Source organism: Rhodococcus sp. D-46 (assembly GCF_011290655.1).
Lineage (GTDB): Bacteria > Actinomycetota > Actinomycetes > Mycobacteriales > Mycobacteriaceae > Rhodococcus_F > Rhodococcus_F qingshengii.
This window is the reverse complement of sequence record NZ_JAANTF010000007.1, coordinates 96,531-118,895: the sequence shown is the minus strand read 5'-3', so window position 1 is coordinate 118,895 and position 22,365 is coordinate 96,531. Positions and strand designations below refer to the sequence as shown.

The 22,365-nt window shown below is 61.8% G+C and carries 20 protein-coding genes, 4 tRNA genes and 1 riboswitch; of the genes, 10 read left to right on the top strand and 14 right to left on the bottom strand.

The window, feature by feature from the left end:
- Positions 1-135: 135 nt before the first annotated feature.
- The 3 genes from G9U53_RS18905 (at position 136) to G9U53_RS18895 (ending at position 3,610) form a co-directional block, all read left to right on the top strand.
- Complete coding sequence (locus G9U53_RS18905) at positions 136-1,059, top strand: pseudouridine synthase (protein ID WP_042922243.1); 924 nt, start codon at positions 136-138, stop codon at positions 1,057-1,059.
- A gap of 75 nt (positions 1,060-1,134) precedes the next feature.
- Positions 1,135-2,670, top strand: coding sequence for a CYTH and CHAD domain-containing protein (locus G9U53_RS18900; RefSeq protein ID WP_007733905.1), 1,536 nt, complete (start codon positions 1,135-1,137; stop codon positions 2,668-2,670).
- A gap of 49 nt (positions 2,671-2,719) precedes the next feature.
- The gene (locus tag G9U53_RS18895) at positions 2,720-3,610 is read left to right on the top strand and encodes a universal stress protein (RefSeq protein ID WP_047271050.1); all 891 of its coding nucleotides are present in this window, start codon (positions 2,720-2,722) and stop codon (positions 3,608-3,610) included.
- Positions 3,611-3,664: 54 nt separating this feature from the next.
- Here G9U53_RS18895 and G9U53_RS18890 read toward each other — a convergent pair whose 3' ends face one another.
- A complete protein-coding gene (locus G9U53_RS18890; protein ID WP_007733901.1) occupies positions 3,665-4,405 on the bottom strand; it encodes a VIT family protein in 741 nt (246 codons plus the stop codon).
- Between the two features lie 131 nt (positions 4,406-4,536).
- Between G9U53_RS18890 and G9U53_RS18885 the strand changes: the two genes are divergently transcribed.
- The gene (locus G9U53_RS18885) at positions 4,537-5,295 is read left to right on the top strand and encodes an SDR family oxidoreductase (RefSeq protein ID WP_007733899.1); all 759 of its coding nucleotides are present in this window, start codon (positions 4,537-4,539) and stop codon (positions 5,293-5,295) included.
- A 3-nt stretch (positions 5,296-5,298) separates the two neighbouring features.
- On the opposite strand, the gene G9U53_RS18880 is transcribed toward G9U53_RS18885, so the two are convergent.
- The 10 genes from G9U53_RS18880 to G9U53_RS18835 all read right to left on the bottom strand — a co-directional run bounded on the left by G9U53_RS18880 (position 5,299) and on the right by G9U53_RS18835 (position 14,925).
- Positions 5,299-5,931 (bottom strand): TetR family transcriptional regulator, encoded by a 633-nt coding sequence (locus G9U53_RS18880; RefSeq protein WP_007733896.1) that lies wholly within the window; start codon positions 5,929-5,931, stop codon positions 5,299-5,301.
- Positions 5,932-6,045: 114 nt separating this feature from the next.
- Entirely contained in the window at positions 6,046-7,422 is a 1,377-nt protein-coding gene (gene ftsW / locus G9U53_RS18875) for a putative lipid II flippase FtsW (RefSeq protein ID WP_064687643.1), read from the bottom strand.
- 224 nt (positions 7,423-7,646) lie between these two features.
- Positions 7,647-9,008: an MFS transporter gene (locus G9U53_RS18870; protein WP_083056806.1), complete on the bottom strand. Its 1,362-nt coding sequence runs from the start codon at positions 9,006-9,008 to the stop codon at positions 7,647-7,649.
- A 69-nt stretch (positions 9,009-9,077) separates the two neighbouring features.
- A complete protein-coding gene (locus G9U53_RS18865; RefSeq protein WP_165639054.1) occupies positions 9,078-10,472 on the bottom strand; it encodes an NtaA/DmoA family FMN-dependent monooxygenase in 1,395 nt (464 codons plus the stop codon).
- Between the two features lie 29 nt (positions 10,473-10,501).
- Positions 10,502-11,581 (bottom strand): LLM class flavin-dependent oxidoreductase, encoded by a 1,080-nt coding sequence (locus tag G9U53_RS18860; RefSeq protein WP_083056804.1) that lies wholly within the window; start codon positions 11,579-11,581, stop codon positions 10,502-10,504.
- 4 nt (positions 11,582-11,585) lie between these two features.
- A riboswitch (SAM riboswitch) is annotated at positions 11,586-11,681 on the bottom strand.
- A 179-nt stretch (positions 11,682-11,860) separates the two neighbouring features.
- Positions 11,861-13,489: an ABC transporter substrate-binding protein gene (locus G9U53_RS18855; protein WP_165639053.1), complete on the bottom strand. Its 1,629-nt coding sequence runs from the start codon at positions 13,487-13,489 to the stop codon at positions 11,861-11,863.
- Positions 13,490-13,730: 241 nt separating this feature from the next.
- Positions 13,731-13,807 (bottom strand) — tRNA-Phe (locus G9U53_RS18850).
- A 70-nt stretch (positions 13,808-13,877) separates the two neighbouring features.
- Positions 13,878-13,951: transfer RNA gene (locus G9U53_RS18845), tRNA-Asp, on the bottom strand.
- Positions 13,952-14,086: 135 nt separating this feature from the next.
- Positions 14,087-14,159: transfer RNA gene (locus G9U53_RS18840), tRNA-Glu, on the bottom strand.
- Between the two features lie 112 nt (positions 14,160-14,271).
- Positions 14,272-14,925, bottom strand: coding sequence for a TetR/AcrR family transcriptional regulator (locus G9U53_RS18835; RefSeq protein ID WP_165639052.1), 654 nt, complete (start codon positions 14,923-14,925; stop codon positions 14,272-14,274).
- Between the two features lie 405 nt (positions 14,926-15,330).
- Between G9U53_RS18835 and G9U53_RS18830 the strand changes: the two genes are divergently transcribed.
- From G9U53_RS18830 to G9U53_RS18820, 3 genes are all read left to right on the top strand, one after another.
- Positions 15,331-15,822 (top strand): MarR family transcriptional regulator, encoded by a 492-nt coding sequence (locus G9U53_RS18830; protein WP_165639051.1) that lies wholly within the window; start codon positions 15,331-15,333, stop codon positions 15,820-15,822.
- The gene (locus G9U53_RS18825) at positions 15,819-17,210 is read left to right on the top strand and encodes an MFS transporter (RefSeq protein WP_054780995.1); all 1,392 of its coding nucleotides are present in this window, start codon (positions 15,819-15,821) and stop codon (positions 17,208-17,210) included. The genes G9U53_RS18830 and G9U53_RS18825 overlap by 4 nt, the downstream gene beginning before the upstream one ends.
- Before the next feature lie 12 nt (positions 17,211-17,222).
- Positions 17,223-17,295, top strand: a tRNA-Lys gene (locus G9U53_RS18820).
- Between the two features lie 88 nt (positions 17,296-17,383).
- On the opposite strand, the gene G9U53_RS18815 is transcribed toward G9U53_RS18820, so the two are convergent.
- The 3 genes from G9U53_RS18815 to G9U53_RS18805 form a co-directional block, all read right to left on the bottom strand.
- Positions 17,384-18,235 (bottom strand): alpha/beta fold hydrolase, encoded by an 852-nt coding sequence (locus G9U53_RS18815; RefSeq protein WP_030535259.1) that lies wholly within the window; start codon positions 18,233-18,235, stop codon positions 17,384-17,386.
- Positions 18,236-18,297: 62 nt separating this feature from the next.
- Positions 18,298-18,552 carry a hypothetical protein gene (locus G9U53_RS18810; RefSeq protein WP_207624412.1) on the bottom strand — a complete coding sequence of 85 codons (255 nt, stop codon included), beginning with the start codon at positions 18,550-18,552 and terminating at the stop codon, positions 18,298-18,300.
- Between the two features lie 273 nt (positions 18,553-18,825).
- On the bottom strand, positions 18,826-19,368 hold the full coding sequence (locus G9U53_RS18805; protein WP_042451377.1) for a TetR family transcriptional regulator: 543 nt from the start codon (positions 19,366-19,368) through the stop codon (positions 18,826-18,828).
- 121 nt (positions 19,369-19,489) lie between these two features.
- Here G9U53_RS18805 and G9U53_RS18800 point away from each other — a divergent pair, with 121 nt between their 5' ends.
- From G9U53_RS18800 to G9U53_RS18790, 3 genes are all read left to right on the top strand, one after another.
- Positions 19,490-19,963: a DUF4334 domain-containing protein gene (locus G9U53_RS18800; protein WP_165639049.1), complete on the top strand. Its 474-nt coding sequence runs from the start codon at positions 19,490-19,492 to the stop codon at positions 19,961-19,963.
- A 29-nt stretch (positions 19,964-19,992) separates the two neighbouring features.
- A complete protein-coding gene (locus G9U53_RS18795; RefSeq protein WP_042922362.1) occupies positions 19,993-21,081 on the top strand; it encodes an NAD(P)-dependent alcohol dehydrogenase in 1,089 nt (362 codons plus the stop codon).
- A gap of 84 nt (positions 21,082-21,165) precedes the next feature.
- Positions 21,166-22,365: a low temperature requirement protein A gene (locus G9U53_RS18790; protein WP_165639048.1), complete on the top strand. Its 1,200-nt coding sequence runs from the start codon at positions 21,166-21,168 to the stop codon at positions 22,363-22,365.

Sequence of the window (22,365 nt, the reverse complement as noted above, 5' to 3'; positions counted from 1 at the left end):
CCCCAATTTTCTGTTGTGATGACCCAGCCCTGCCCCCACGACAGTGACCGGTGTCACGAACTTACCGGATAGTAACTTCCGTCCCATATGTCGTCAATAGGTCTGAATGCCGACCGGACGGCTAGCTTTGAAGATGTGTCACGATCACCGCTTCCCGTCCGCGACGGCCTGAACCCCAGTCGCATCCGTCAGCCCGACGACGGCATGTGGACGACGACGCTCGACTACCTGCTCGAACGGTTCCCCCAGGACGCCGTCCGATTGCGGGAGAAGGTCGCAGCCGGGGAGGTCGTCGACGAGAAGGGTGTCGGAATCACCGAGACGAGCGCTTTTGCTCCCCGGCGGTTCGTCTACCTGTACCGCGACCCTCCCGTCGAAACGCGGGTGCCGTTCGAGATCGACATCCTTTATCGGGACGAAAACATCCTGGTCGTGGACAAGCCGCACTTTCTCGCGAGCACGCCCCGCGGGCGATACATCGCCGAATCGGCCTTGGTGCGGTTGCGTCGAGATCTCGATTTGCCGGAGTTGAGTCCAGCGCATCGCCTCGACCGCGTCACGGCGGGACTGCTGCTGTTCACCGTGCATCAGTCGGCCCGGCGCGGCTATCAGACCATGTTCGCCGAGCGCCGCGTCGCCAAGGAATACGAGGCCATCGCGCGTTACGACGCGCAGGTGAGCACTCCCGTGGTCGTGCGCAGTCGCATCGTGAAAGAACGCGGCGTGCTCAAGGCCGCGGAGATCGAGGGCGAACCCAACAGCGAGTCGCGGATCGAACTGATCGAAACGCGAGACGGCTTCGCGCGGTACCGGTTGATTCCCCATACCGGCAAGACCCATCAACTTCGCCTGCACATGACCTCGCTCGGGCTACCGATCCACGGCGACAACTTCTATCCCGACTTCTACGACGTTGCCGCAGAGGATTATTCGAACCCGCTGCGCCTGCTGTCGAAGGTTCTCGAGTTCGAGGATCCCACGACCGGCCGGCTGCAACGGTTCGAAAGTCGGCGGACCCTGTCCTGGCCGGACGAATCAGGCAGTGGCGACTCGCCGTAGGGACCCCGGACCCTTCCACTGCGCCTCCGATACCGGGAGGATGGAAGCGCAGACCGCACCGCAAGAGGAGACCAGATGAGCAAGACCGCCGTCGTACCCGAAGCCGTACGGGAGATCGAGCGCAAGTACGAGGCGCCGGCCGAGCAGGAAGTTCCCGCCTTGGGCGGACTTCCCGGTGTTGTCGGCGAACCGGTCCACGACTCGATACAGCTCTCTGCCACCTACTTCGACACCGCGGACTACCGGTTGCTGGCCGAGAAGATCACGCTGCGCAAGCGTGAGGGTGGCGACGACGCGGGGTGGCACATGAAACTTCCCGCAGGCCAGGACACTCGAACCGAAATCCAACTTCCCCCGGACGAGAGCACCGATGTGCCCTCGCCGCTGTCGAGTCTGATCCGGGCGATCATTCGCGGTCACGATCTGGTGCCGGTCGCCCTGATCATCACCGATCGGGAGCGCACCAGGCTCAACGGCGAAAACGGTGTGCTGCTTGCCGAAGTGGTCTCCGACACCGTCATCGCCTGCAAGGCAGACGGTTCCGGAGAGTCGACGTGGCAGGAAGTCGAGGTCGAACAAGGCGCAGGCGGGCAAGAGCTGGCCGATGCAATCGAGTCGGTTCTACTGGACGCCGGGCTGGAGCGCTCTGCGAGTCCGTCCAAACTCAAACGAGCACTGGGCACGTCGGTCACACCGTACGCCGGTCACGAGGTCACCTCGGGCAAGGCGTCGAATCCGCGGATCTTGTTGCGTAATTACCTCATCGAACAATTGCGCGCACTGGTCGCCGCGGATCTCGGCACGCGTCGGGCCGACGACGAAGCCGTTCACGACTTCCGGGTTGCGGCACGTCGCATCCGCAGCGCTCTGCAGTCGTACGCCGGCCACTCCCCCAAGACCGACGATCTCATCACGGATCTGCGGTGGATCGGTGGAAAGTTCGGTGACGCCCGCGACGTCGAGGTCCAGTGGGAGCGTCTTGTGGAACGCCTCGGCGAAATCGACGAGATGCCCGAGCGAGAAGCTGTGCGAGCTCGAATCGACGAGTTCTTCTCTGCACGTGGTGAAACCGCCCAGGAAACAGCCCTCGAGGCGCTCGATTCCGAGCGATACACCACGCTGCTCGATCGCCTCGACGAGTACGTCGGCGACCTCGAATTCGACACCGCCACCCACCGCGTCGGAAAGAAGGCATCGGCACGAGAGTTGGCCCATACCCTGCGGCACCTGGCACACAAGGTCGGTAAGCGGGTCGATCACGTCTTCGATGCCGATAGCCGCACCGAGCGTGACGAGCGAATGCACCGCGCCCGCAAGGGAGCCAAGCGGATGAAGTACGCGATCGAGGTCATGGAACCCGTGTCGAAGAGCCGAGCGAAGCGTGCACTGAAGCATTTCAGCCACTTCCAGGATGTTCTCGGCGAGCACCAGGATTCCGTTGTCGCCCAACATCATCTACTTGCAATGGCAGCCGAGCAGGAGCATACCTCGCTCACCAGTTTCGGATTGGGCATGGCCTACCGACGAGAACTGGAAATAGCCGACGGGCAATCGACCCTGCTACGCAAGACGTGGAAGGAAGCCGTGAAGTCAGCATCGTCACTCTGGTGACGTCGCTGTAACCAGTCGACCGATCTCGATCATTTCAGAGGGAGTAGACATGAACACACTTGCAGGACACCAGGATGTCGTCGCCGGTATCGACGGATCCGAGGCCTCGACGGCGGCGGCCCGGTGGGCGGCCTCCGTCGCGAACGCGGTGAACTCACGACTGATTCTGGCGCACGCCCTGCCGCAAGAGGGCCCGATCTACAGTCCCGCTGCAGTGATGTTGCAGTCACAGTTCCTCAGCCAGATCCGCGAAGACGGCGAAGCGATCGTCGATGCCGCCGCCACGGTGATTTCGGCCGAATTCCCCGAACTGACCATCGAATCCGAGATCGCGCCAGGGCCGGCGTCGACGCATATCCTCGAATCCTCGGGTACCGCACGCCTGATCGTGATGGGGTCGACCGGATCGGGCGCACTGCGCTCACGGCTGCTCGGATCGACCGCACTGAAGGTGGCCAATCATGCAACCTGTCCGGTCACCGTGTGGCGTGGTTCGGCGGAGAATCCCGGTCCGGATCAGCGTCCCGTCATCGTCGGAGTGGACGGAAGCGCGTTGAGCAAGAAGGCCGTCGAGTACGCGTTTCGTTATGCCGATCAGTTCGACGCGCCGCTCATCGCGGTCCACACCTGGCAGGGCTCGTCCACCTTCCGCGAAGGCGGAGCGGGAATCCTGATCGACTGGGAGGCTGTCGAGCAGGAGGAATCGGCGCTACTGGCGGAAAATCTAGCCGGTATGGCCGACCAGTACCCGGACGTGCCGGTCACCCGCATCAGTGAACCCGGTGCCGCTGCTCCCGTCATGCTCAAATACGCCGACGACGCACAGTTGATAGTTGTCGGAAGTCACGGACGCAGTGCGATGGCCGGCGCCGTGATGGGCTCCACCAGCCAGAATCTGCTGCACCATGCGCCAGGGCCGGTCATGATCTGTCGCGCCTGAATTGCTGTGCGCCTTTATTAACCCCCCGCGGTTAATAAAGGCGCACAGCAGGGGTCAGGCGAGACCCGTGCCCACCAACTGACCTACTCCGTACGTCACGGCCATCGCCAGCGCGCCGCCGATCACCACGCGTAGCACCGCTCTGGTCTTGCGAGCTCCGCCGAGCGTCGCGCTGATCGTCCCGGTCAGCGCAAGTGCGATCAGCACCGCGAAAAATGCGATAGGGACGCGGATGCCTGTCGGCGGCACCAGAATTGCGACCAACGGGATCGCCGCGCCGATCGTGAACGAGATTGCCGACGAAATCGCCGCGTGCCACGGATTGGTGAGATCGTCTGGATCGATACCCAATTCGACTTCTACGTGCGCCGCGAAGGCGTCGTGCTCGGTTAATTCTTCGGCGACGCGGCGGGCCGTCTCCGGACTCAATCCCTTGTTCTCGTAGATCTCGGTCAGTTCCTGAAGTTCAGCCTCCGGGGTCTCGAGGAGTTCCTTCTTCTCCTTCTGCAGGAGTGCGCGTTCGGTATCCCGCTGAGCGCTGACCGAGACGTACTCGCCCAACGCCATGGACACAGCGCCGGCAACCAGTCCAGCAAAACCTGCTGTGAAGATCGCGGAGCGCTCGGTCGTGGCTGCCGCAACACCGACCACGAGACCTGCGGTCGAGACGATTCCGTCGTTTGCACCCAGAACACCTGCACGCAGCCAGTTGAGGCGATTGTTCAAACTCGGTGCGTGAGGTTCCGATTCCCCACCGGGCGCCCCGTCGGTCAACTGCACACTGTCTCCGGACATGGCAACAGATTAGGACGATCAGTCCGGTTGCGATAGCAATCTGAGCCTGTCCTTCGCGCACTGATATATTCCGATTGGCACCCCAACCAAGCATTTGTTAGGTTTGAAATCGGCAGACATCTGGAGGCATTGTGAGCGCAGTACGCACCGCTTTTGTCAGCGGCGGAACCGGTGGAATCGGGTCGGCGATAGCCCTGACCCTTGCCGAACGCGGACACGACGTCGCCTTCACCTACCGAAACAACAAGGGCGCTGCCGAGCAACTGAGCGAGCAGATTCGAGCGCATGGCGTGCGCGCCCACTCGTACTCTCTCGACTTGACCGACGAGTTGTCGATCAGCGCCGCCGTCAACGATGCGGTCGATGATCTGGGCACATTGACGACGCTGGTCCACGCTGCGGGACCGCACGTCCCGATGACGCACCTCTCACGTGTGACGCCGGCGTTCTTCACCGAACAACTCAACCAGGAGGCCGCGGCGTTCTTCACCCTCGTCCACACCGCCCTGCCTGCGCTGCGTGCATCCTCGGGTTCGGTGGTGGCGGTGACAACCGCGGCAACGGATCGCTTTCCCGTGCGCGACGGACTCTCCGCTGGCACCAAAGGGGCTGTCGAACAACTTGTTCGCGGATTCGCCGCAGAGGAAGGACGCTACGGCGTCCGGTTCAACGCTGTAGGACCAGGCATGTTGACGGACGGAATGGCGGAGCGCCTGATCAGCTCCGCCGAACTCGACCAAGGCGCGCTCGACGTGACGATGAGCCGAATCCCGTTGAAGCGCTTCGGATCAGCTGCCGACATCGCCGAAGCAGTATGTTTCCTCGCAAGCGACGCGGCCGGATTCATCAGCGGTCAGAAGCTCAACGTCGACGGTGGCTACACCGTCTGAGCGCTATCCGCCCAACTTGCGAAAGACCAGTCGCACGGCAAGTTCCAGGTGCGCCATCACCTCGTCCGTCGTCATCCGGCCCGCAACCCACGAGACGAGACTCGACATCCAGACGTCGTCGATCACCTTCACCGCGTCCAACTGCTGCTGCGAGACTTCCTCGACACCGATCGCCTTCGCGAACATCTCGGTCACGACCCCACCGAGCGCGTTGAGTTCCGGGGTCGCCGACGCGTCCGCGAACATGTACGCCCGAACCAACGCTTCGTAACGGAGGTGATCGGTCTCGAGGACCTCCGTATTCTTGCGCAGCACAAACAGAATCCGGTCCGACGGAGTCTCGCCCGGGATTACAAAGTCTTGGAATCTGTCACGCAAACCCTCGAACATCCACAACAATGCGACGACAAGCATGTGGTTCTTGGACGGGAAATACCGGTAAACAGTGCCGATCGCGACGCCGGCGCGATCGGCCACCGATCGCATCTGCACCGCGTCGTAGCCGCCTTCGGAGGCGGATTCCATTGCGGCGTCGACAATCCGGCGAAAACGCGCTCGCTGCGACGGCGTCGTACGACGTCCGGTCACCGAGCTACGTTCGACCACCGACTGGTCTGCCTTGTCGCCACCTGCCATGTCCACAACCCTTATTAGACGTCGTTTTGCCGACTCCCAATGTAGCCGCCCAACGCAATTGTCGGGTGCATGACTGCCCGCTTCCGAACTGCCCGCCAGTGGAACTGGCCCAGATCAGGAAGCGCGCCGCGGCCGATCGGATCGGCCGCGTCTACGTGGATCTTCCGACCAGTCGCGAGAGGGTGCGCGTCGGCCCGGAGCTGGAGTCCGGCGTCTGTCGGGTTGTGGTGCCCGTCGTTCCGGTCGGCGTTGCCCAGTTGGAGCAGGCTGGGCGCGGCGAGCTGGCGGCCTCCGTCGATCGGTCTGTGGCTTCTTGGCAATGCCGAACCGAGGCTTGCCGAAGACCAGCGGTATCCAACCGCGACCGCTGCTCTCGGCCGAGGCGACAGCCTCGGGCTCACGGAAGGCTGCGTGCGCGATGAGCCCGAACATCAGCAGGGTGGTGATCATCGACGTTCCGCCCGCCGAGATGAGCGGTAGTTGCAGACCGGTCACCGGAATCAGGCCGACGACGTAGGCGATGTTGATGAACGCCTGCACGACGATCAACGTCGTTGCCGTCGCTGTCATGACTTTGAGGAACGGATCAGTGGACCGTTTCGCGATCCGCAGCCCGACGATCAGAACCGCGGCAAAGAGAGCGACGACGATCAGCGCGCCGACCAGACCCAACTCTTCACCGATCACGGCAAAAATGAAGTCGTTGTGCGCCTGCGGGAGATAGCTCCATTTGGCGTCGGACTGTCCTAGACCGCGCCCGAAGATGCCTCCGTTCGCCAGTGCGTACTTGGCCTGAGTGCTCTGGAAGTTCAAACCCTGCGGGTCGAGATCAGGATTGAGGAAAGCCTTGATGCGATCCGAGCGGTAACCAGCAGTAAGCCCGAGCACGAGAAATGCGACTGCGGAACCGAGTGTGAGGCTGATGAATGTCTTCATCCGGAACAGCCCGAACCACAGCACCGACATGAAGATGATGCCGATGGTGATGGTGGTTCCGAGGTCCTTCTCCAACACCACCAGAACCAGAACCAGCAACGTCGTACCGCCGATCACCGGCAGCGCGCGGTTGACGTCCATCCGCGCCTTCATGAACGACGCAACCGTCGCTGCGGACCAGATCGCCAGAGCAAGTTTGGCCAGCTCCGACGGCTGGAAGGAAATGCCCGCGATCACGAACCAGCTGCGAGCACCCATTTGTTCCGAGCCGATACCTGGAATCAGCACCAGGACAAGCAGAACAAGACACAGGATCAGCAGCCACGGGGAGGCTCTACGCATCGTTTCGGTCGGCAACCGCACGACTGCCACGAACATCACCAAGCCGATCGCCGCGAACATGCACTGGGGCCAGAATCTGGCATAGGACGTCCCGGACAACACATAGGATTCGACGCCCGAAGACGACAGCACCATCAGCAGTCCGAACGCGACGATCAGCACGACCAGACCGACGATCATATGGAAATCGAACAGAGGCCGATTGGTCCACATCGCCGTTCGAGCGCGGAAGGGTGTCGATGTGCGGTCACGTTTGTCCGACGATCCACGGGGTGAGTTAACTGGCTCTCCACTCCCGCGACCGTTGGGCTTGTCTTCACTGCGACCGGTCACCACACAAGTATCGTCCCACGACTCCTAACTCATGGGTAACACAAGTCCCACGAGTCACACGGGCTCGGTCTCCCGAGGGCCCTCTAGGCCTACGAAACGCCAGGTCACGTCCTTCGCCGACGGAGGTCTGCCACCGCTCCCGCCAGCGAGAGCGTCAACATGACCACGCAGACGGCAAGCGCGATCCCGAACGCACGTCCATATCCGTCGGGCGAGTATCCGAGCACACCGAGATACAACCCCGATACCGCGGCCAGCGAGATGGTCGCGGACAGTCGCTGCGACAGCTGAAGGAAACCCGCCGCAACTCCGTTCGCACCCGCCGGTGCATATTCGAGAGTCAGCACCCGATTGGGCGCGTCGACCAAACCGCTGGCAACTCCCGACAACACCGCCAGGACCACCAGCACCGGGATCAGATGTTCCCGCGGAATCAGATTGACCGCTGCGATGTACCCGAGGATGACAAGGATCTCGCCGACTATGGCAAAAACCACTGCACTTCGGCCGAACCTGGCAACCAGCCGCCATCCGAAAGCCGACGTCAATGCCATCGCGAGTGAGCTACCGGTCATGATCAACGCCGCACTCAGCGGGGCGAAGCCCAAACCTTCGATCAGATAGAGGCTGAGCACCGCGTTGACGGCGAGGATGGATCCGAACCAGAAGAGTGCAACCGTCGTACCCAGTCGGAAGCCCCGTGAGGCGATCAACGACGGAAGCAGTACCGGCGTCCCGCCGCGCTCGGCGTACCGACGTTCCCAGAACCAGAAGGCAACGGCAGCGCCGAACGCACCGATCAGGAAAGCCGCGGCGACAGTAACACTGGTCCGGGTCACGATGGGCCACAACAGGAGCCCGGTCGTAGTCGCCAGCAGACACAGCCCAACCGGATCGATCGACGCGCCCGATCGGGTGGTTCGATCACGGCGCAGAAAGCGAAACGCCAGAATCAGTGTGATCAGAGCAAACGGCACGTTGAGAACGAGAAGCAACCGCCATCCGAAGTCGGCGTCGGAATACTTCAGCAGAACGCCACCGAGGATCGGTCCGGAAACGCCGGCCAGACCACCCGCGGTGCTGTACGCGCCCAACGCCTTCGCCCGAGCCTTTCCGGACACCCGGTCGGTGATGATTCCGAGCACCTGCGAACTGATGGTGCCTGCGCCGATCCCTTGCCCCAGCCGGGCCAACACGATCATCGACGGATCCGACGCACACGCTCCGAGGATTCCCATCACCGCGAAGATGCTCAGGCCCGCCAAGAACAAGCGTCGACGCCCGACGACGTCACCGAGTCGGCCCGCCGGCACCAGGGCCAAGCCGAAAGTCAGCGAATAGCTCGCAAGGATCCACTGCACCTCCGAGGTCGACGCGTCCAGCGACGCCCGGATCGACGGAACCCCGATTCCGAGCACCGCCGAATCGAGAAGGGTGGTGAAACCCGCAGCTACGCAGACGACGATTTCCCAGCGGACGGCCGAACCGAGCTTGGTGGATTCGGCCGTCGCTGTGACTGTGTGGGACAGGACCCGTTACCCCGCAGTTTCAGACGTGGCCCGACGCGTGAGCGGCGGTCGCAACCCCAAGTGCTCTCGCAGCGTCGACGTGGAGTACTCGGTGCGGTACGCCCCACGCTCCTGCAGTTCCGGGATCAACCAGTCGACGATCTCGTCGAGCCCGGTCGGCACCAGGTACGGCGAGATGTTGAAGCCGTCCGAAGCTCCGTTGCGCACCCAATGGACCAACTGATCTGCGACCTGCCCCGGAGTGCCCGCAAAACCCGAACGCTGCGAGGTCTCGATAGCGACCTGACGTAGGGACAGATTCTTTGCCTCGGCAAGAGCACGCCATTCACGTGCGATCGCAATGGGGTCGTTGCCGTCCCGCGCGGAACCGCGCGTCTCCGAAACCGGGCGGGCAACCGGATCTTCCTCGGGGAGTGGACCGTCGGGGTCTCGATCGGAAAGGTCCTTACCCCACACCAGTCCGACGAGAGAGAGGGCAGTCTGACCGGTGAACTGGCCTTCGAGGACCCACCGTGCCTTCTCCTCGACTTCGGACTCGTTCTCCGCCAACACGATCTGCGTGCTGGGCAAGATCTTGACGTCGTCCTCCGGTCGCCCGGCTTTACGCAACCGAGCCCGAATGTCGTCGGCGAAGTCGAGCGCGCCGTCGAAATGAGTCCCGTGTCGCGAGAAGATGACGTCGGCATGGGTCGCCGCGAAATCGCGTCCACTCGGGGAATCACCCGCTTGGAAGATGACCGGATGCCCCTGGCGGCTTCGGGGAAGCGTCGGCGTCACGGAGATGTCGAACTGTGAAGTCTGCCTGCGCACGTCGCCGACGGCACCCGGAGTAGACCAGTTCTCGGACGTGCGAGAATCCGAGATCGCGTCGTCGGCCCACGAATCCCACAGTGCCCGCGCGGTTTCGATGAACTGCCCGGCACGCTCGTAGCGCAGGGAGTGGTCGAGGAAACCACCGCGACGGAAGTTCTCTCCCGTCCACGCGTTGTCGGTGGTCACCGCATTCCAGCCGGCCCGTCCGTCGGAAAGTAGGTCGAGGCCGGAGAGTCGACGCGCAAGGTCGGCCGGTTCGTTGTACGTGGTGTTCTGTGTCGCGACCAACCCGATCTTGTCGGTGATACCGGCGAGGGCGGCCAACTGCGCAATGGCGTCGGGGCGGCCGGCGATATCCAGATCGAGAATCTTGCCGTTCTGTTCACGAAGCCGCAGGCCTTCACCGAGGAAGAAGGCGTCGAACAGACCTCGCTCGGCGGTGAGTACCAACCGCCGAAACGTCTCGAAGTCGATCTGGGATCCGCTCGCGGAATCGGACCAGATGGTGGTGTGGTTGACCCCCTGGAAGAAGACACCGAGGTGAACGTGAGCGTCGGGTCGAGGTACGGCGGAGCGTGATGCAGTCATGGCCGAAATATCCTTAGCGCGAAGTCAAGTCAGGAGGAGTGGGCGAATCGATTTGAGGGCCGCTGCAGACCGAGGTTGCCCCTCAGGGTCGATCCCGGAACCGGGCGTCGCGTCAACCCGGCCTTGGACAGCGCCGGAAGCACGAATTTGGCCAGCACCGGAAGGTCCTCGTCGATCACGAGAGCATGGAAATGAACACCGTCGAGGTGTCCGGCCAATTCCTTCAGAACCACGGCCGCTTCCCCCGGATCTGCAGCCAGGAGCAGTCGGCCGGTGACGACGGCATTCCCGTACGAGTTCAGCTCGGTCCTCCGCTGCGCCGCAGACAGATTCGGCGTATCGAATGCCACATCGACCTCGGCGACCACCAATGACGCGCCCTCATCGCGCGCCTTGGCAGCCGACTGTGCAATGGTCTCCACCGAATCACCCGAAACGAGAACAACATCCGGCTGGCGTGGATCGATTTCGCCGTAGCGGCCGAACACCACCAACTGGCCTTGAGGCGGCCGCGGAACGATTGCCGGCCCCTTCACCGAGAACGTGTCGCCCTCGAAATTGACGTAATGCAGACGATCACGTTCGAGGAAACGCCCACTGAGATAGTCACGAACGACGGCGTCGTCCTCCCACGAGTCCCAGAGATCGGTCACAACGGTGACCGAATCCCGCTGCTCTTGCTGACGCGCCGACTCCGTTGTTACCGGAGCCCTCCCCCACGCCCTCGCCGCGGCATCGTCTTCGACCGGAACAGCAAGCCAGCCGCCACGCCCACGCGAGGAGTAGTCCAACGTCGCCAATTGCGAGGACGTATGAAACGGTTCGGCGTACGTGGTCCCGACGACGGGGACCAGCCCGATCGTGCTGGTTGTCGCCGCCACGTACGACGCCCTAGAGACGGCATCGATGCGGCCGACGACGTCACCACTCGGGGGGAGGATGGAATCGTCGAACGTCGCGAACGTGAAGCCGGCATTCTCGGCAGCCGCGACGCGATCGCGCACGGCTTTGCCCGTGAGCAGCTGGTCCGGGCGGTGTGAGCTTCGGCGCCAGGCAGCGGGGTGAGTGCCCTCGCCGTCCAGTTCGATACCCACGGCAAATACAGTCATGTGTCCTCCATCGGTCCTGGCGGTAGCACCCACACTGCGGTTAGGTAGCGGGTTGCTGCGGCATCATCGAGCCAGGTCTCTCAGCCACTCTGGATGGTGGATGCAATCTATGCGGGCCACGCTGGGCAAGTCAAATCATGCTTGTCGAATCATATTGACCTACAACATATTTCAATACAATCATCCTGATCGAAAGGGTTGCGCAACGCTAGCCGACGTAGACACGAAAGAGCTCCGCCCGACTCGCGCCGGACGGAGCTCTCGGTGTGCGCTGGAACGCTACTTCGCACCCATCCATGCCTGATCGAACAGCATGATGCCGGTTGCAGTCGGAACCACACCGTGCACGTTCTTCTGCCAAGCCCAGAACGACGTGAGCCCGCCGATCGGCGCCGACGGAACCGTCTCGTTCCACAGCGTCTGAATCTTGCCGATGATCGCCAGGGTCGACGAATTGTCCTTGGCTTGTTGTAGATCTGCGATCAGCTGATCCATCGCCGGGTTCGCATATCCAGCAGTATTCGCCATCGAGGTGCTGTTGGTCGTGGAGAACAATCCGAGATCGAGAATCGACTCGTACATTCCGATGCCCGCGTGCGCGAGGTCGAAATCGTGCTTGACGTAGACGTTCTGCACGATGTCGCCGGCGTTGTTGGCCAAGATCAAGTTCACCTCGAACCCGACGGCCTGCAACAGTGACTGCACGGCGAGGCCGATCGCGTGGTCCTTCGGCTCACTGAGAACGACGTAGTCGAGGCTGCCGTCGTACCCGTCTGCCTTCGCCTGATTCAGAAGTTCCTTCGACTTTTCGGGGTCGTAGGCAATACCCGGTGTGTCTACATGCCATTGAGACGTCGGACCGAACAACTCCGAGCCCGGCAGTCCCTCACCGTTTTCCACTCGCTGATCGATCAACGTGGTGTCGAGCGCGTAGCCGATAGCCTGACGGACGCGAACATCCGAGCCCGGTCGGCCCTCACGGTTGTTGACAATCTCGGCACTACCGGCATTGAGCACGTCGATGTAGCCGGGGTAACCAGCGGACTTGGCGGAATTGATCGCCGACGTGAGGCCGCGAATGTAGGCGACATCGAGCTGACCGCTGTTCAATGATTCGAGATTCGCCTGCGGACCGTTGAGCGCAACCATCCGCAACTTGTCCAGCTTGGGGGCGCCGCCGTAGTAGGACGGGTTGGCCTTGAAGATTCGCTCGACGCTCGGTGTGAAGACATCTTCGGTGAAGGGTCCGGCTCCGACGGCGGTGAACTTGTCGCCCTGCTGCGAACTCGGGGCGACGATCATCCCGTGCCCGAGAGCGAGCATCGACGGAAAACGCATCCACGGCGTCTTCAGCTTGAATTCCACTGTCGTCGGACCGCTTGCCTGCGCCGATTCCACCGAAGCCAGCCACAGTTCGGCGCCATTGCCCTTGCCCGCGTTGTACCGATCGATGCTCGCGATCACGGCGTTGGCGTCGAGGGTGGTGCCGTCACTGAACTTCACACCGTCGCGAAGTTTCAGCGTCCAGGTGGCTCCGTCGTCAGCTGTCTCGAGCGATTGAGCCAACTTGGGCTCGAACTCGCCGCTCGCAGTGTCGTAACTCATCAGGACGTCGTACACAGCAGCGAAGGCCTCACCGCCGGAACCGCCGCGCGCGGCCGTCTTCGTCGGGTCGAGTGAGGGAACGAGCACCTGTACGCCGTACGTCATGGTCCCGCCGGCCACCGCAGTTCCCGGATCGGGCTGCTCGTTGACCATGCCGGTCACGACGTCCGCCGACGCGGTCGTCGTATCGGTCCCGCTGTCGTCACCGTTGCTCGCGCAGCCCACCAACAGAACCCCGGTGCCGAACAATGCGACGGCGACCCGGCTGACTTTCCCGATGCGCCAAGATCTCGAGTGCGACACGGAGATTCCACCTCACTTTCAGTAGACGCAGCCACGGATCGGCCGCAATCGGCTAATAGTGATGTCCTCTGTGGAGTGACGCCCAGCACGTTCCCGGTGACCGGAAACATTCACGGAGACAAAGGATGCGCATAACTGAGATGATCGGGCCGAGTGGTTGACTGCGACTGACATCCGAACACGAAAAAGCTCCAACCTTATGTTCGAAGAACATGAGATTGGAGCTTTTCGATAAGAATTATGGTGGCCAGGGCCGGGATCGAACCGGCGACCTTCCGCTTTTCAGGCGGACGCTCGTACCAACTGAGCTACCTGGCCGGACGGCACCCGAACCGAATGCCTATCGCATTGCTTTGTTCTCAACCGATTGATTGAGAACAAAGCTTTGCGACCCTGACGGGACTCGAACCCGCGACCTCCGCCGTGACAGGGCGGCGCGCTAACCAACTGCGCCACAGGGCCTTGCTTTTTCCTTGCTGTGAAACCGTACTACATCTTCGAGCCGCTCCCAAACCACTGTCCTGGCCTGGAATTTGTGCATCTCAAAGCGTGTCGTGCGGGTCAAACCATACTGCATCGTTTCGCTTTCGCAAAACGTACCCCCTACGGGATTCGAACCCGCGCTACCGCCTTGAAAGGGCGGCGTCCTAGGCCGCTAGACGAAGGGGGCCCGCCGGATCTCTCCGAACTAGTACCCCAACGGCGTTCCGTTGGGAGCTTGGATAGCTTATGGCACGGCATTCGGAAATCACAAATCGCCTGTTCACGGGCAGAAAAGTGCACTATTCAGTGTCAGGGAACTCGACTTGGGGCCACCCGTCACTATGGAACGTCTCCAACCACTGCGGCGTAGCCATGGCTTCGAGGACTACTTCGAGAGACTCCTCGAACCACTCGCCCAGATCTCCACTGGAGGCAATCAGGTCTGCCATGTACCGCTGACCGGCAAGGCTCGCTGCCAGTACACGCGTGAATTTGTCCGGGTCGGCGCCTTCTCGGAGCAAACCGTCGTCCTTGGCACGCAATGCCAACTCATAGGCGGTCTTTCCCCAGACCTGCCCACCACCGGACTGCACATCCTTGTAGAACTCGGGCTCGATGATCAGCCGGAATTCCGCCTGCACGATTACCTCGGCACGGAAGACCTCGGCAATGTCGAGCACGAGACCGTGCAAAGCGACGAATGGATCGAGGTCTGTTCTCTTGGCCCAACGATCAGTAATTCCAGTGAAGGTTTCGATAGCCGAGGTCAGAACCGCTCGCGCCAAATCTTCCTTGGACTGGAAATGGAAATACATGGCGCCTTTGGTGGCGCGGGAGCCCTCGAGGATCGTGTTCACCGACGCAGCTGCATAGCCGCGCTTGGCGAATTCGACTGCAGCCGCTTCGACCAGGGCGGCGCGGGTACGCCGCGCACGCTCTTGTTGACGTGCCATTTACGGTGTTGTGCCTCTCGCAGAGTTGGTACGCAGAGCCGCCGTGATCGGCGCCTGTCATCCCCCGAAACTTCACAATATCCCCTCCAACACACCCTACGTAAGGACTAGAGCTATACCCGCCAAAAGTACTAGACGCAATCGGCTGTTCAGGGGACAAGAACCGACTTTATGCCCAAAAGACACCAAGTGGTATGGTTTTGGCCGCTCGGGTGCGCCGCAGGGGGTGCGCATCCGAGCTTTTTCGTGCCCGAGATTCTGATAATTCGACCTCGCAGACGGAACTGCTTCGCCGACCGATGGACAGCAGTCCCAAGGTTTTAAACAACTAGTGCAATTGTTTATTCCCCCTTTTCCGTCGAAACCGTACTGGCAGCATCGAAACAACACAGTTAGACTGTCTAAATGAATGTTGGAGAGGGTCGCAGCAAGGCTCGAGACGAGATCGACGTACTTTGGGACGATCTGGGTGCCTTCGTCCGACGTCTACGCACCAAACGCAACGACCACAAGCTCACGCCGAGCCAGATCCAGGCCCTCGGCCACCTCGACCGACAAGGTCCGTCGACCGCCAAAGAGTTGGCAAAATTCGAGCGCGTCACACCGCAATCAATCGCAAAGACCGTGGCCGCGCTCGAAGAACAGGGCATGGTGACGCGAAGGGCGGATCCATCGGACGGCCGCGCGGTCTTGGTCACGATGACCGAACTCGGCACATCGACCCTTCACGAAGACCGAACGAAACGAACAGAGTGGCTGGCTGAGGTCATCGACGCCGAGTGCACCGACGCCGAGCGTGACTTGCTTCTGATCGCCGGCCGAATCCTGCGCAGACTAGGCCAGGGCGAGTCCCCAGCATCGACATCGATATCAGAGGAGTCACTGATGAACTCGTGACCACCGTCGTCGAAACGCCGACCCCCCAAACTCCCGTTCCACTGAAACTGAGTCTTGCTCTCGGCTCCGGAACCGTTCTTCAAGCGCTGAACTCGTCGATGATTGCCGTGGCAATCGTCCCGATCGCCACATACTTCGGTTCCAGTTCAGGCACAGCGTGGGTCATCTCGGCCCTCTACATCGCGACTGCGGTCACGGCGCCGGCGGCTGGTCGACTCGGATCGATCCTCGGCGCCAAACGCGTCTACCTCGCCGGATTGGGCCTGATCGCTGCCGGATCGATCCTCGGCTCGCTCGCCCCGTCGCTGGGCTGGCTGATCGCCGCACGAATCCTGCTCGGAATCGGCACGGCGACACAGTATCCGAACGCAATGACCGTCATCCGCGAATACGCTGACCGCCACCGGACTCAAACCCGTTCAGCTATAGCAACACTCACCATTTGCGCTCAATCGGTCGTCGCGCTGGGGCCCACTCTCGGCGGGTTGTTGGTCGGCACACTCGGTTGGCAATCGATCATGTGGGTGAACCTCCCACTTGTCGTCGTCACTGCCGTATGGGTCTTCTTCGCCGCCCCGAGCGACTCCGCCCTGCCCGACCGGGCCGGCGCCGCTGCGTTGTTCAAATCTCTCGACCCACTCGGCATCACCCTGTTTCTCGCTCTGACGACATCGACGATGCTCTTTCTCCTCTCTCTCGCCGAGCACGCGAAGTGGTACCTCGTCCCGTCGACGGCCCTCTTCGCGTTCCTGTTCGTCTGGTGGGAACGTCGAACGGCCTCGGCGTTCATCGACGTCCGCGCCGTCGTCCGAAACCGCGCACTGAGCATGACTCTCGGCCGGACCCTGCTGACTTACACAGCGTTCTACTGCATCTTCTTCGGACTCCCCCAGTGGCTACAGGTAGCCCGCGGAATGTCACCGATCAGCGCCGGGGTCTTCATGCTGCCTGTCGCTGCGGTCGGGATCTTCGCGACCATGTCCGCGTCCAGGGTGTACGGGAAATTCGGCGCACGGATCACCCTGCTGATCGGCACCGCGGCCTTGGCCGTCGGCGGCGTTCTGATCGCCTTTGTCGAATCGAGCTCGACTCCCCTAGTGGCACTCCTGCTGATTGCGGCGATCCTGGGCATTCCCAACGGCTTCAACAACATGGGAAACCAGAACCTGATCAACTCGGTGACCACCTCCGCCGACGTCGGGACCGCGATCGGCCTTTACCGAACAATCCAGTACATCGGCGCCAACCTTGCGGCCGTCGTCATCGAGCTGACCATGCGCGGAACCATCGACGACGCGGGTCTGCATCGCACTGGCGGGACCATCGCCGTCATCGGAATCGCCCTTCTGGTGGGGGTGGTGTTTTCACGGACTCTGCGGTCCCGTTAGACTCTGCGCCGCGCCCCTATAGCTCAGTTGGTAGAGCTACGGACTTTTAATCCGCAGGTCGTAGGTTCGAGTCCTACTGGGGGCACAAACACAGACCCGGCGCCTCATTCAGAGGCGCCGGGTCTTGTGCATTCGTGCCACATCGATTCGTGCCACATGAATGCAACAGCAGGTCATCGAAGCAGGAACTCGAGGGTCACGCGCTCGAATGCCTCCTTGGCTTCGATCATCACCCAGTGCCCGCAGTTCGGAAATACATGCAGTTCGGCGTTCGGAATCAGTCGCATCGGAATCATCGGCATGTCCGGTGGACACTGCCGATCATCGAGCCCCCATGTCAGCAAGGTCGGGCATTGCACCTTGTGCATCATCGACCAGTACGGCGGCACATCCGAGTTGGACATCATCTGCTGCTGAGCGGCAAAGGCTTTGGATCCGTACATCGCGGTCAATGCCTGGTGCGAGGCCGGATCGTTGGCCGTTTGCCATCGTTCCTCGATCCGCTCCTCGGTGATCACGGATCTGTCGTAAACCATGCACTCGAGCCAGCGAACCAACTTCTCACGGCTGGGAGCGTCGGCGAATTCCTGGAGGAGACGCGTACCTTCGCTCGGGTTCTGACTGAAGATGTTCGGGCCCACGCCTCCGATGGTGACCAATCTGCGGACGCGGTCAGGGAACCTCATCGCGACGTTGACCCCGACAACTCCGCCCATCGAATTGCCGATCATCGCAGCGGATTCGATTCCCAGCGCATCCATGAATCGAACCACCGCCGAGGTTGCCGTGAGAACTGGATGACCGTCGACGGCATCGCTCACGCCGAACCCCGGGAACTCAAGGAGGTAGCAGTGGAAGTGCTTTGCGAACACCTCGAGGTTCCCCCGGTAATTCCGCCATCCACTCACGCCGATCCCGGAGCCGTGCAACAGGATCAACGGCGGACCATCGCCCGCCTCGTGATAGCGCAAAGTCCCCCTGTCGGTAGCGACTTCGCGTTTGGTCCCTTCGTAAGTCACGTCCATACCGCAAGATTAGAACGTGTTACAGATTTGCGACGGCTGATTGCGGAACTTCGCAATCACTGTCAGAAGCATCCCCCGCTGCCTCGACGCCCACTGCGATTCGTGGACTTCTGCTCGCTCGGTTTCGACTTCCCCGTCCCGGCCTTCGCACACCGGTTGGGGCGCCGCACCTGCTCGAAGTGCCCGGCGCTCACCACATGACCGGCCACGCTGACCTTGACCGGCGCGTCCGCGCGGGCGGTTCCGACTTGCGCCGATCCCAACGTCAGGGCGCAAGCAGCCACAACGACCAGCGCTACCTTCTTCGAGATCTTCATATGCACGGCCACTTCGACACGGGTCCACTCCAGATGCTGAACAGGTGCGCGCACCGAAGGAACACGCTCGGCGTCGACGATATTCAGTCAGGGTGGCCGGCCGCGATCCTTTTGCTCACCAGCATCTGAACAGTCGACGACAAAAGTTTTGGCGGCACGTCAACATCCCGAGGGCGTCAACGAGCCGACGCCCAACGTACGCACCGTTACTGAGAAATCCGTAAATCCGGGCAACCACACAGCGACGGGCGTGGACGTTCGCGTTTGGACTCGCTACGCCACAATCAAACGCCGAACCGCCTCGACTGCCGCCTCCCGACGTCGAGGGATGGAACGAGTCGACTTGAGCGCGAGCATCCGGGCGATATCCGTGATCAGCAGGATCAACTCCGTGGGATTCCACGCGGGGTCGATGTGTCCCTCGAGCTGCCCCTTGCGGATTTCCGCAACTTTAGGCCGGAAGGTCTTGCTTCGTATGTCGTCCTCGCTCATGACGTCCGGCGCTTCGAGATCCGCCCATTGCTGCAATCGGGCGTTCTCGGGATGGGCAACGTAGTTGTCGAAGAGGCGACCTGCATAGCCCGGCAAGTCGTCACCTCGAAGTGCTGTCTCCGCTGTTGTTTCGGACGTCCACTGTTCGGTCACGGCAGCGAACAACTCTTCCTTGCTTGCGAAGTACGCATAGAGGCGGTCTTTGCTGGCACGCGCTTGCGCGGCGATCCGATTGATCCGCGCGCCGGCCAGCCCGTACGTGGCAAATTCGTCCTTTGCGGCCGCCAGAATGCGGTCCCTCGTAGCTTCCCCTGCTGAGCGCATGTTCACAGCCTAGAACGAATCGACCGTTGCCGAACCATCCGGTTCGGCGTAGCGTGCAGAGTTGACGAACAATTTGGTTCGCGAACAAGTCGTGCCACTTACCGTCGACTCGAGGAGAGACATGAATCTCGATGACGCTCGAACTGCTTTTACCCGGCTCCGTGCTGCGGAAAGTGGTGTTTCACCAGCAGAACTCGACGAAGTGTGGGCCGCGCTGGAAACCGTCGCCGCCGAAGAAATCCTCGGCGAGTGGAAGGGTGACGACTTCGCCACCGGTCATCGTCTGCACGAAAAGCTGTTCGCGAGCCGTTGGTACGGCAAGACTTTCAATTCCGTCGAGGATGCCAAGCCGTTGATCTGCCGAGACGAAGACGGCAACCTCTATTCCGACGTCAAGGGCGGCAATGGCGAGGCAAGTCTGTGGAACATCGAGTTTCGTGGCGAAGTCACGGCAACGATGGTCTACGACGGTGCGCCGATCTTCGACCATTTCAAGAAGGTCGACGATTCGACGCTCATGGGCATCATGAACGGAAAATCGGCGTTGGTTCTCGACGGCGGGCAGCACTACTACTTCCTGCTCGAGCGAGCGTGATTCGCGCCGAACAGAATTCGACGTCCGCCATGCAGATGACAGCGGCGCTCTCACACGGCCCGCACTCCCCCTTCACGCTCGACACCGTCGAGATCGACGAACCCCGCACGGACGAGATTCTGGTTCGCATCGTCGCGACCGGCCTGTGCCACACAGATCTGTTCACGAAGTCGGTGCTACCGGAAAGGCTCGGCCCCTGCGTGTTCGGGCACGAAGGAGCGGGGGTGGTCGAGGCCGTCGGCTCGTCGATCGACAGCATTGCGCCCGGTGATCACGTGTTGCTGAGCTACCGCAGTTGCGGTGTGTGCAGGCAGTGCCTCAGCGGTCATCGGGCGTACTGCGAAAGCTCACACGGGCTCAACAGCTCTGGCGCACGCACCGACGGCTCGACGCCGGTCCGGCGAAGCGGAACTCCGATACGGTCCGCATTCTTCGGCCAGTCCAGCTTCGCGGAATACGTCATAGCCACTGCCGACAACACCGTCGTCGTCGATCCTGCAGTGGACCTGACCGTCGCGGCTCCGCTCGGCTGCGGGTTTCAAACCGGCGCGGGTGCCGTGCTGAATCTACTTCGCCCCGAGCCCGACTCGACGTTTGCCGTTTTCGGGGCAGGCAGCGTCGGACTCGCAGCGCTGCTGGCGGCGAGGGCTGCCGGCGTTTCCACCCTGGTCGCCGTGGACCCCGTTGCGCAGCGGCGCGAACTCGCCGAGGAATTCGGCGCCGTCACTGTCGATCCCTCGAATGAAGATGCGACCGACGCGGTCCGCGCCGCCACCGACGGAGGTTCGACACATTCCCTCGACACCACCGGAATCGGCTCCGTGATCAATCAAGCCGTCACATCACTTCGAGCACGGGGAACACTGGCGGTAGTCGGACTCGGAGCGTCCACGGTCGAGATGAACATGGCCGACATCATGCTGAGCGGAAAGACAATTCGAGGATGCATCGAAGGAGAGTCGGAAGTCTCGACGTTCATCCCCGAACTCGTCGAACTCTTCACTGGTGGCCGGTTTCCGATCGACCGCTTGGTGACGCGCTACGCCTTCTCCGACATCAACAAAGCCGTCGAAGATCAGGCGTCGGGCCGAGTCGTCAAACCCGTTCTCGTGTGGTGAGGGGCGAAATGTCTCATTCGTCGACCCGACGGAATTCGCCCTAGACTGCGCTCCTGCATTAGACGTCGGAGCAAGGTGGGGACGATGACAGAACACACCAGTACGGGCGCGGGCCACGGCCGGGCCGTTATGCCGATCATCCGGATGCGCGCACGCAGCCGCGACGAGAACCATCGCGCATCGACGCCACTCGAACTGTTCTTCGACTTGTGTTTCGTGGTTGCAGCCGCACAGGCCGGAGTTCAACTGGTGCATGCTGTCGCCGAGGGCCACTACGCCGACGGCATCGCCGGCTATATGTTCGTCTTCTTCGCGCTGTGGTGGGCGTGGGTGAACTTCACCTGGTTCGCGTCTGCCTACGACACGGACGACGTCCCCTACCGGGTCGCGACCTTCGTACAGATTTGTGGCGTCCTCGTCTTCGCCGCCGGAATCCCCGACGCATTCGACGGAACCGACCGTACGACGGCCATCGTCGGCTACCTCATCATGCGAATTGCGCTCACCTGCCAATGGCTTCGAGCCGCCAGCGGTGAATCCGGTGCAGCGCGAACCACTGCTCTGCAATATGCCGCCGGGCTCGTGATCGTCCAGGCCGGCTGGATCGTGCTGCTCCTGATGCCGGCGTCGGCGTGGATTCCGGGCTTCTTCGTTCTCATGATCGCCGAACTCGCGGTGCCGGCGATCGCCGAACGCAACCACCAGACGCCGTGGCACCCGCATCACATCGCCGAACGCTACGGCCTCTTCACCATCATCATGCTCGGCGAAACCATCGCTGCCGCCACCATCGCGGTCCAATCCGGCATCCGGGATTTCGACGCCGCCGATCTACTGATTCCGATTGCCGTCGGCGGAGTTCTGATCGTGTTCTCCGCGTTGTGGATCTACTTCGCCGTCCCGATCCACGAGTACCTCGCAGACCAAGGCAATCGCGCCGTCCTGTTGTGGGGATACGGGCACTACTTCGTATTCGGATCCGCTGCGGCCATCGGCGCCGGCATCGAAGTAGCCGTCGAGGAAGCAGTTGGCGAAGCGCACATTTCGACGTTCGCAGCATCTGCCGCGGTCACGATTCCGGCCGCGATGTTCCTGATCTTCGTGTGGCTCATGCATTCACGCCACTTCAAGCGTGACAGGATCGGGCAGGCCGTTCTACCGGTGAGTGCAATCCTGGTTCTCGCCTGCACATTTGCCGGACACTGGGCTGTCCCGCTCGCTGGACTGGTGGCGGCGGGAACCGTCGGAGTCGGTGTCGGCCTGAGTACTCGGTCGAAGAGCTGA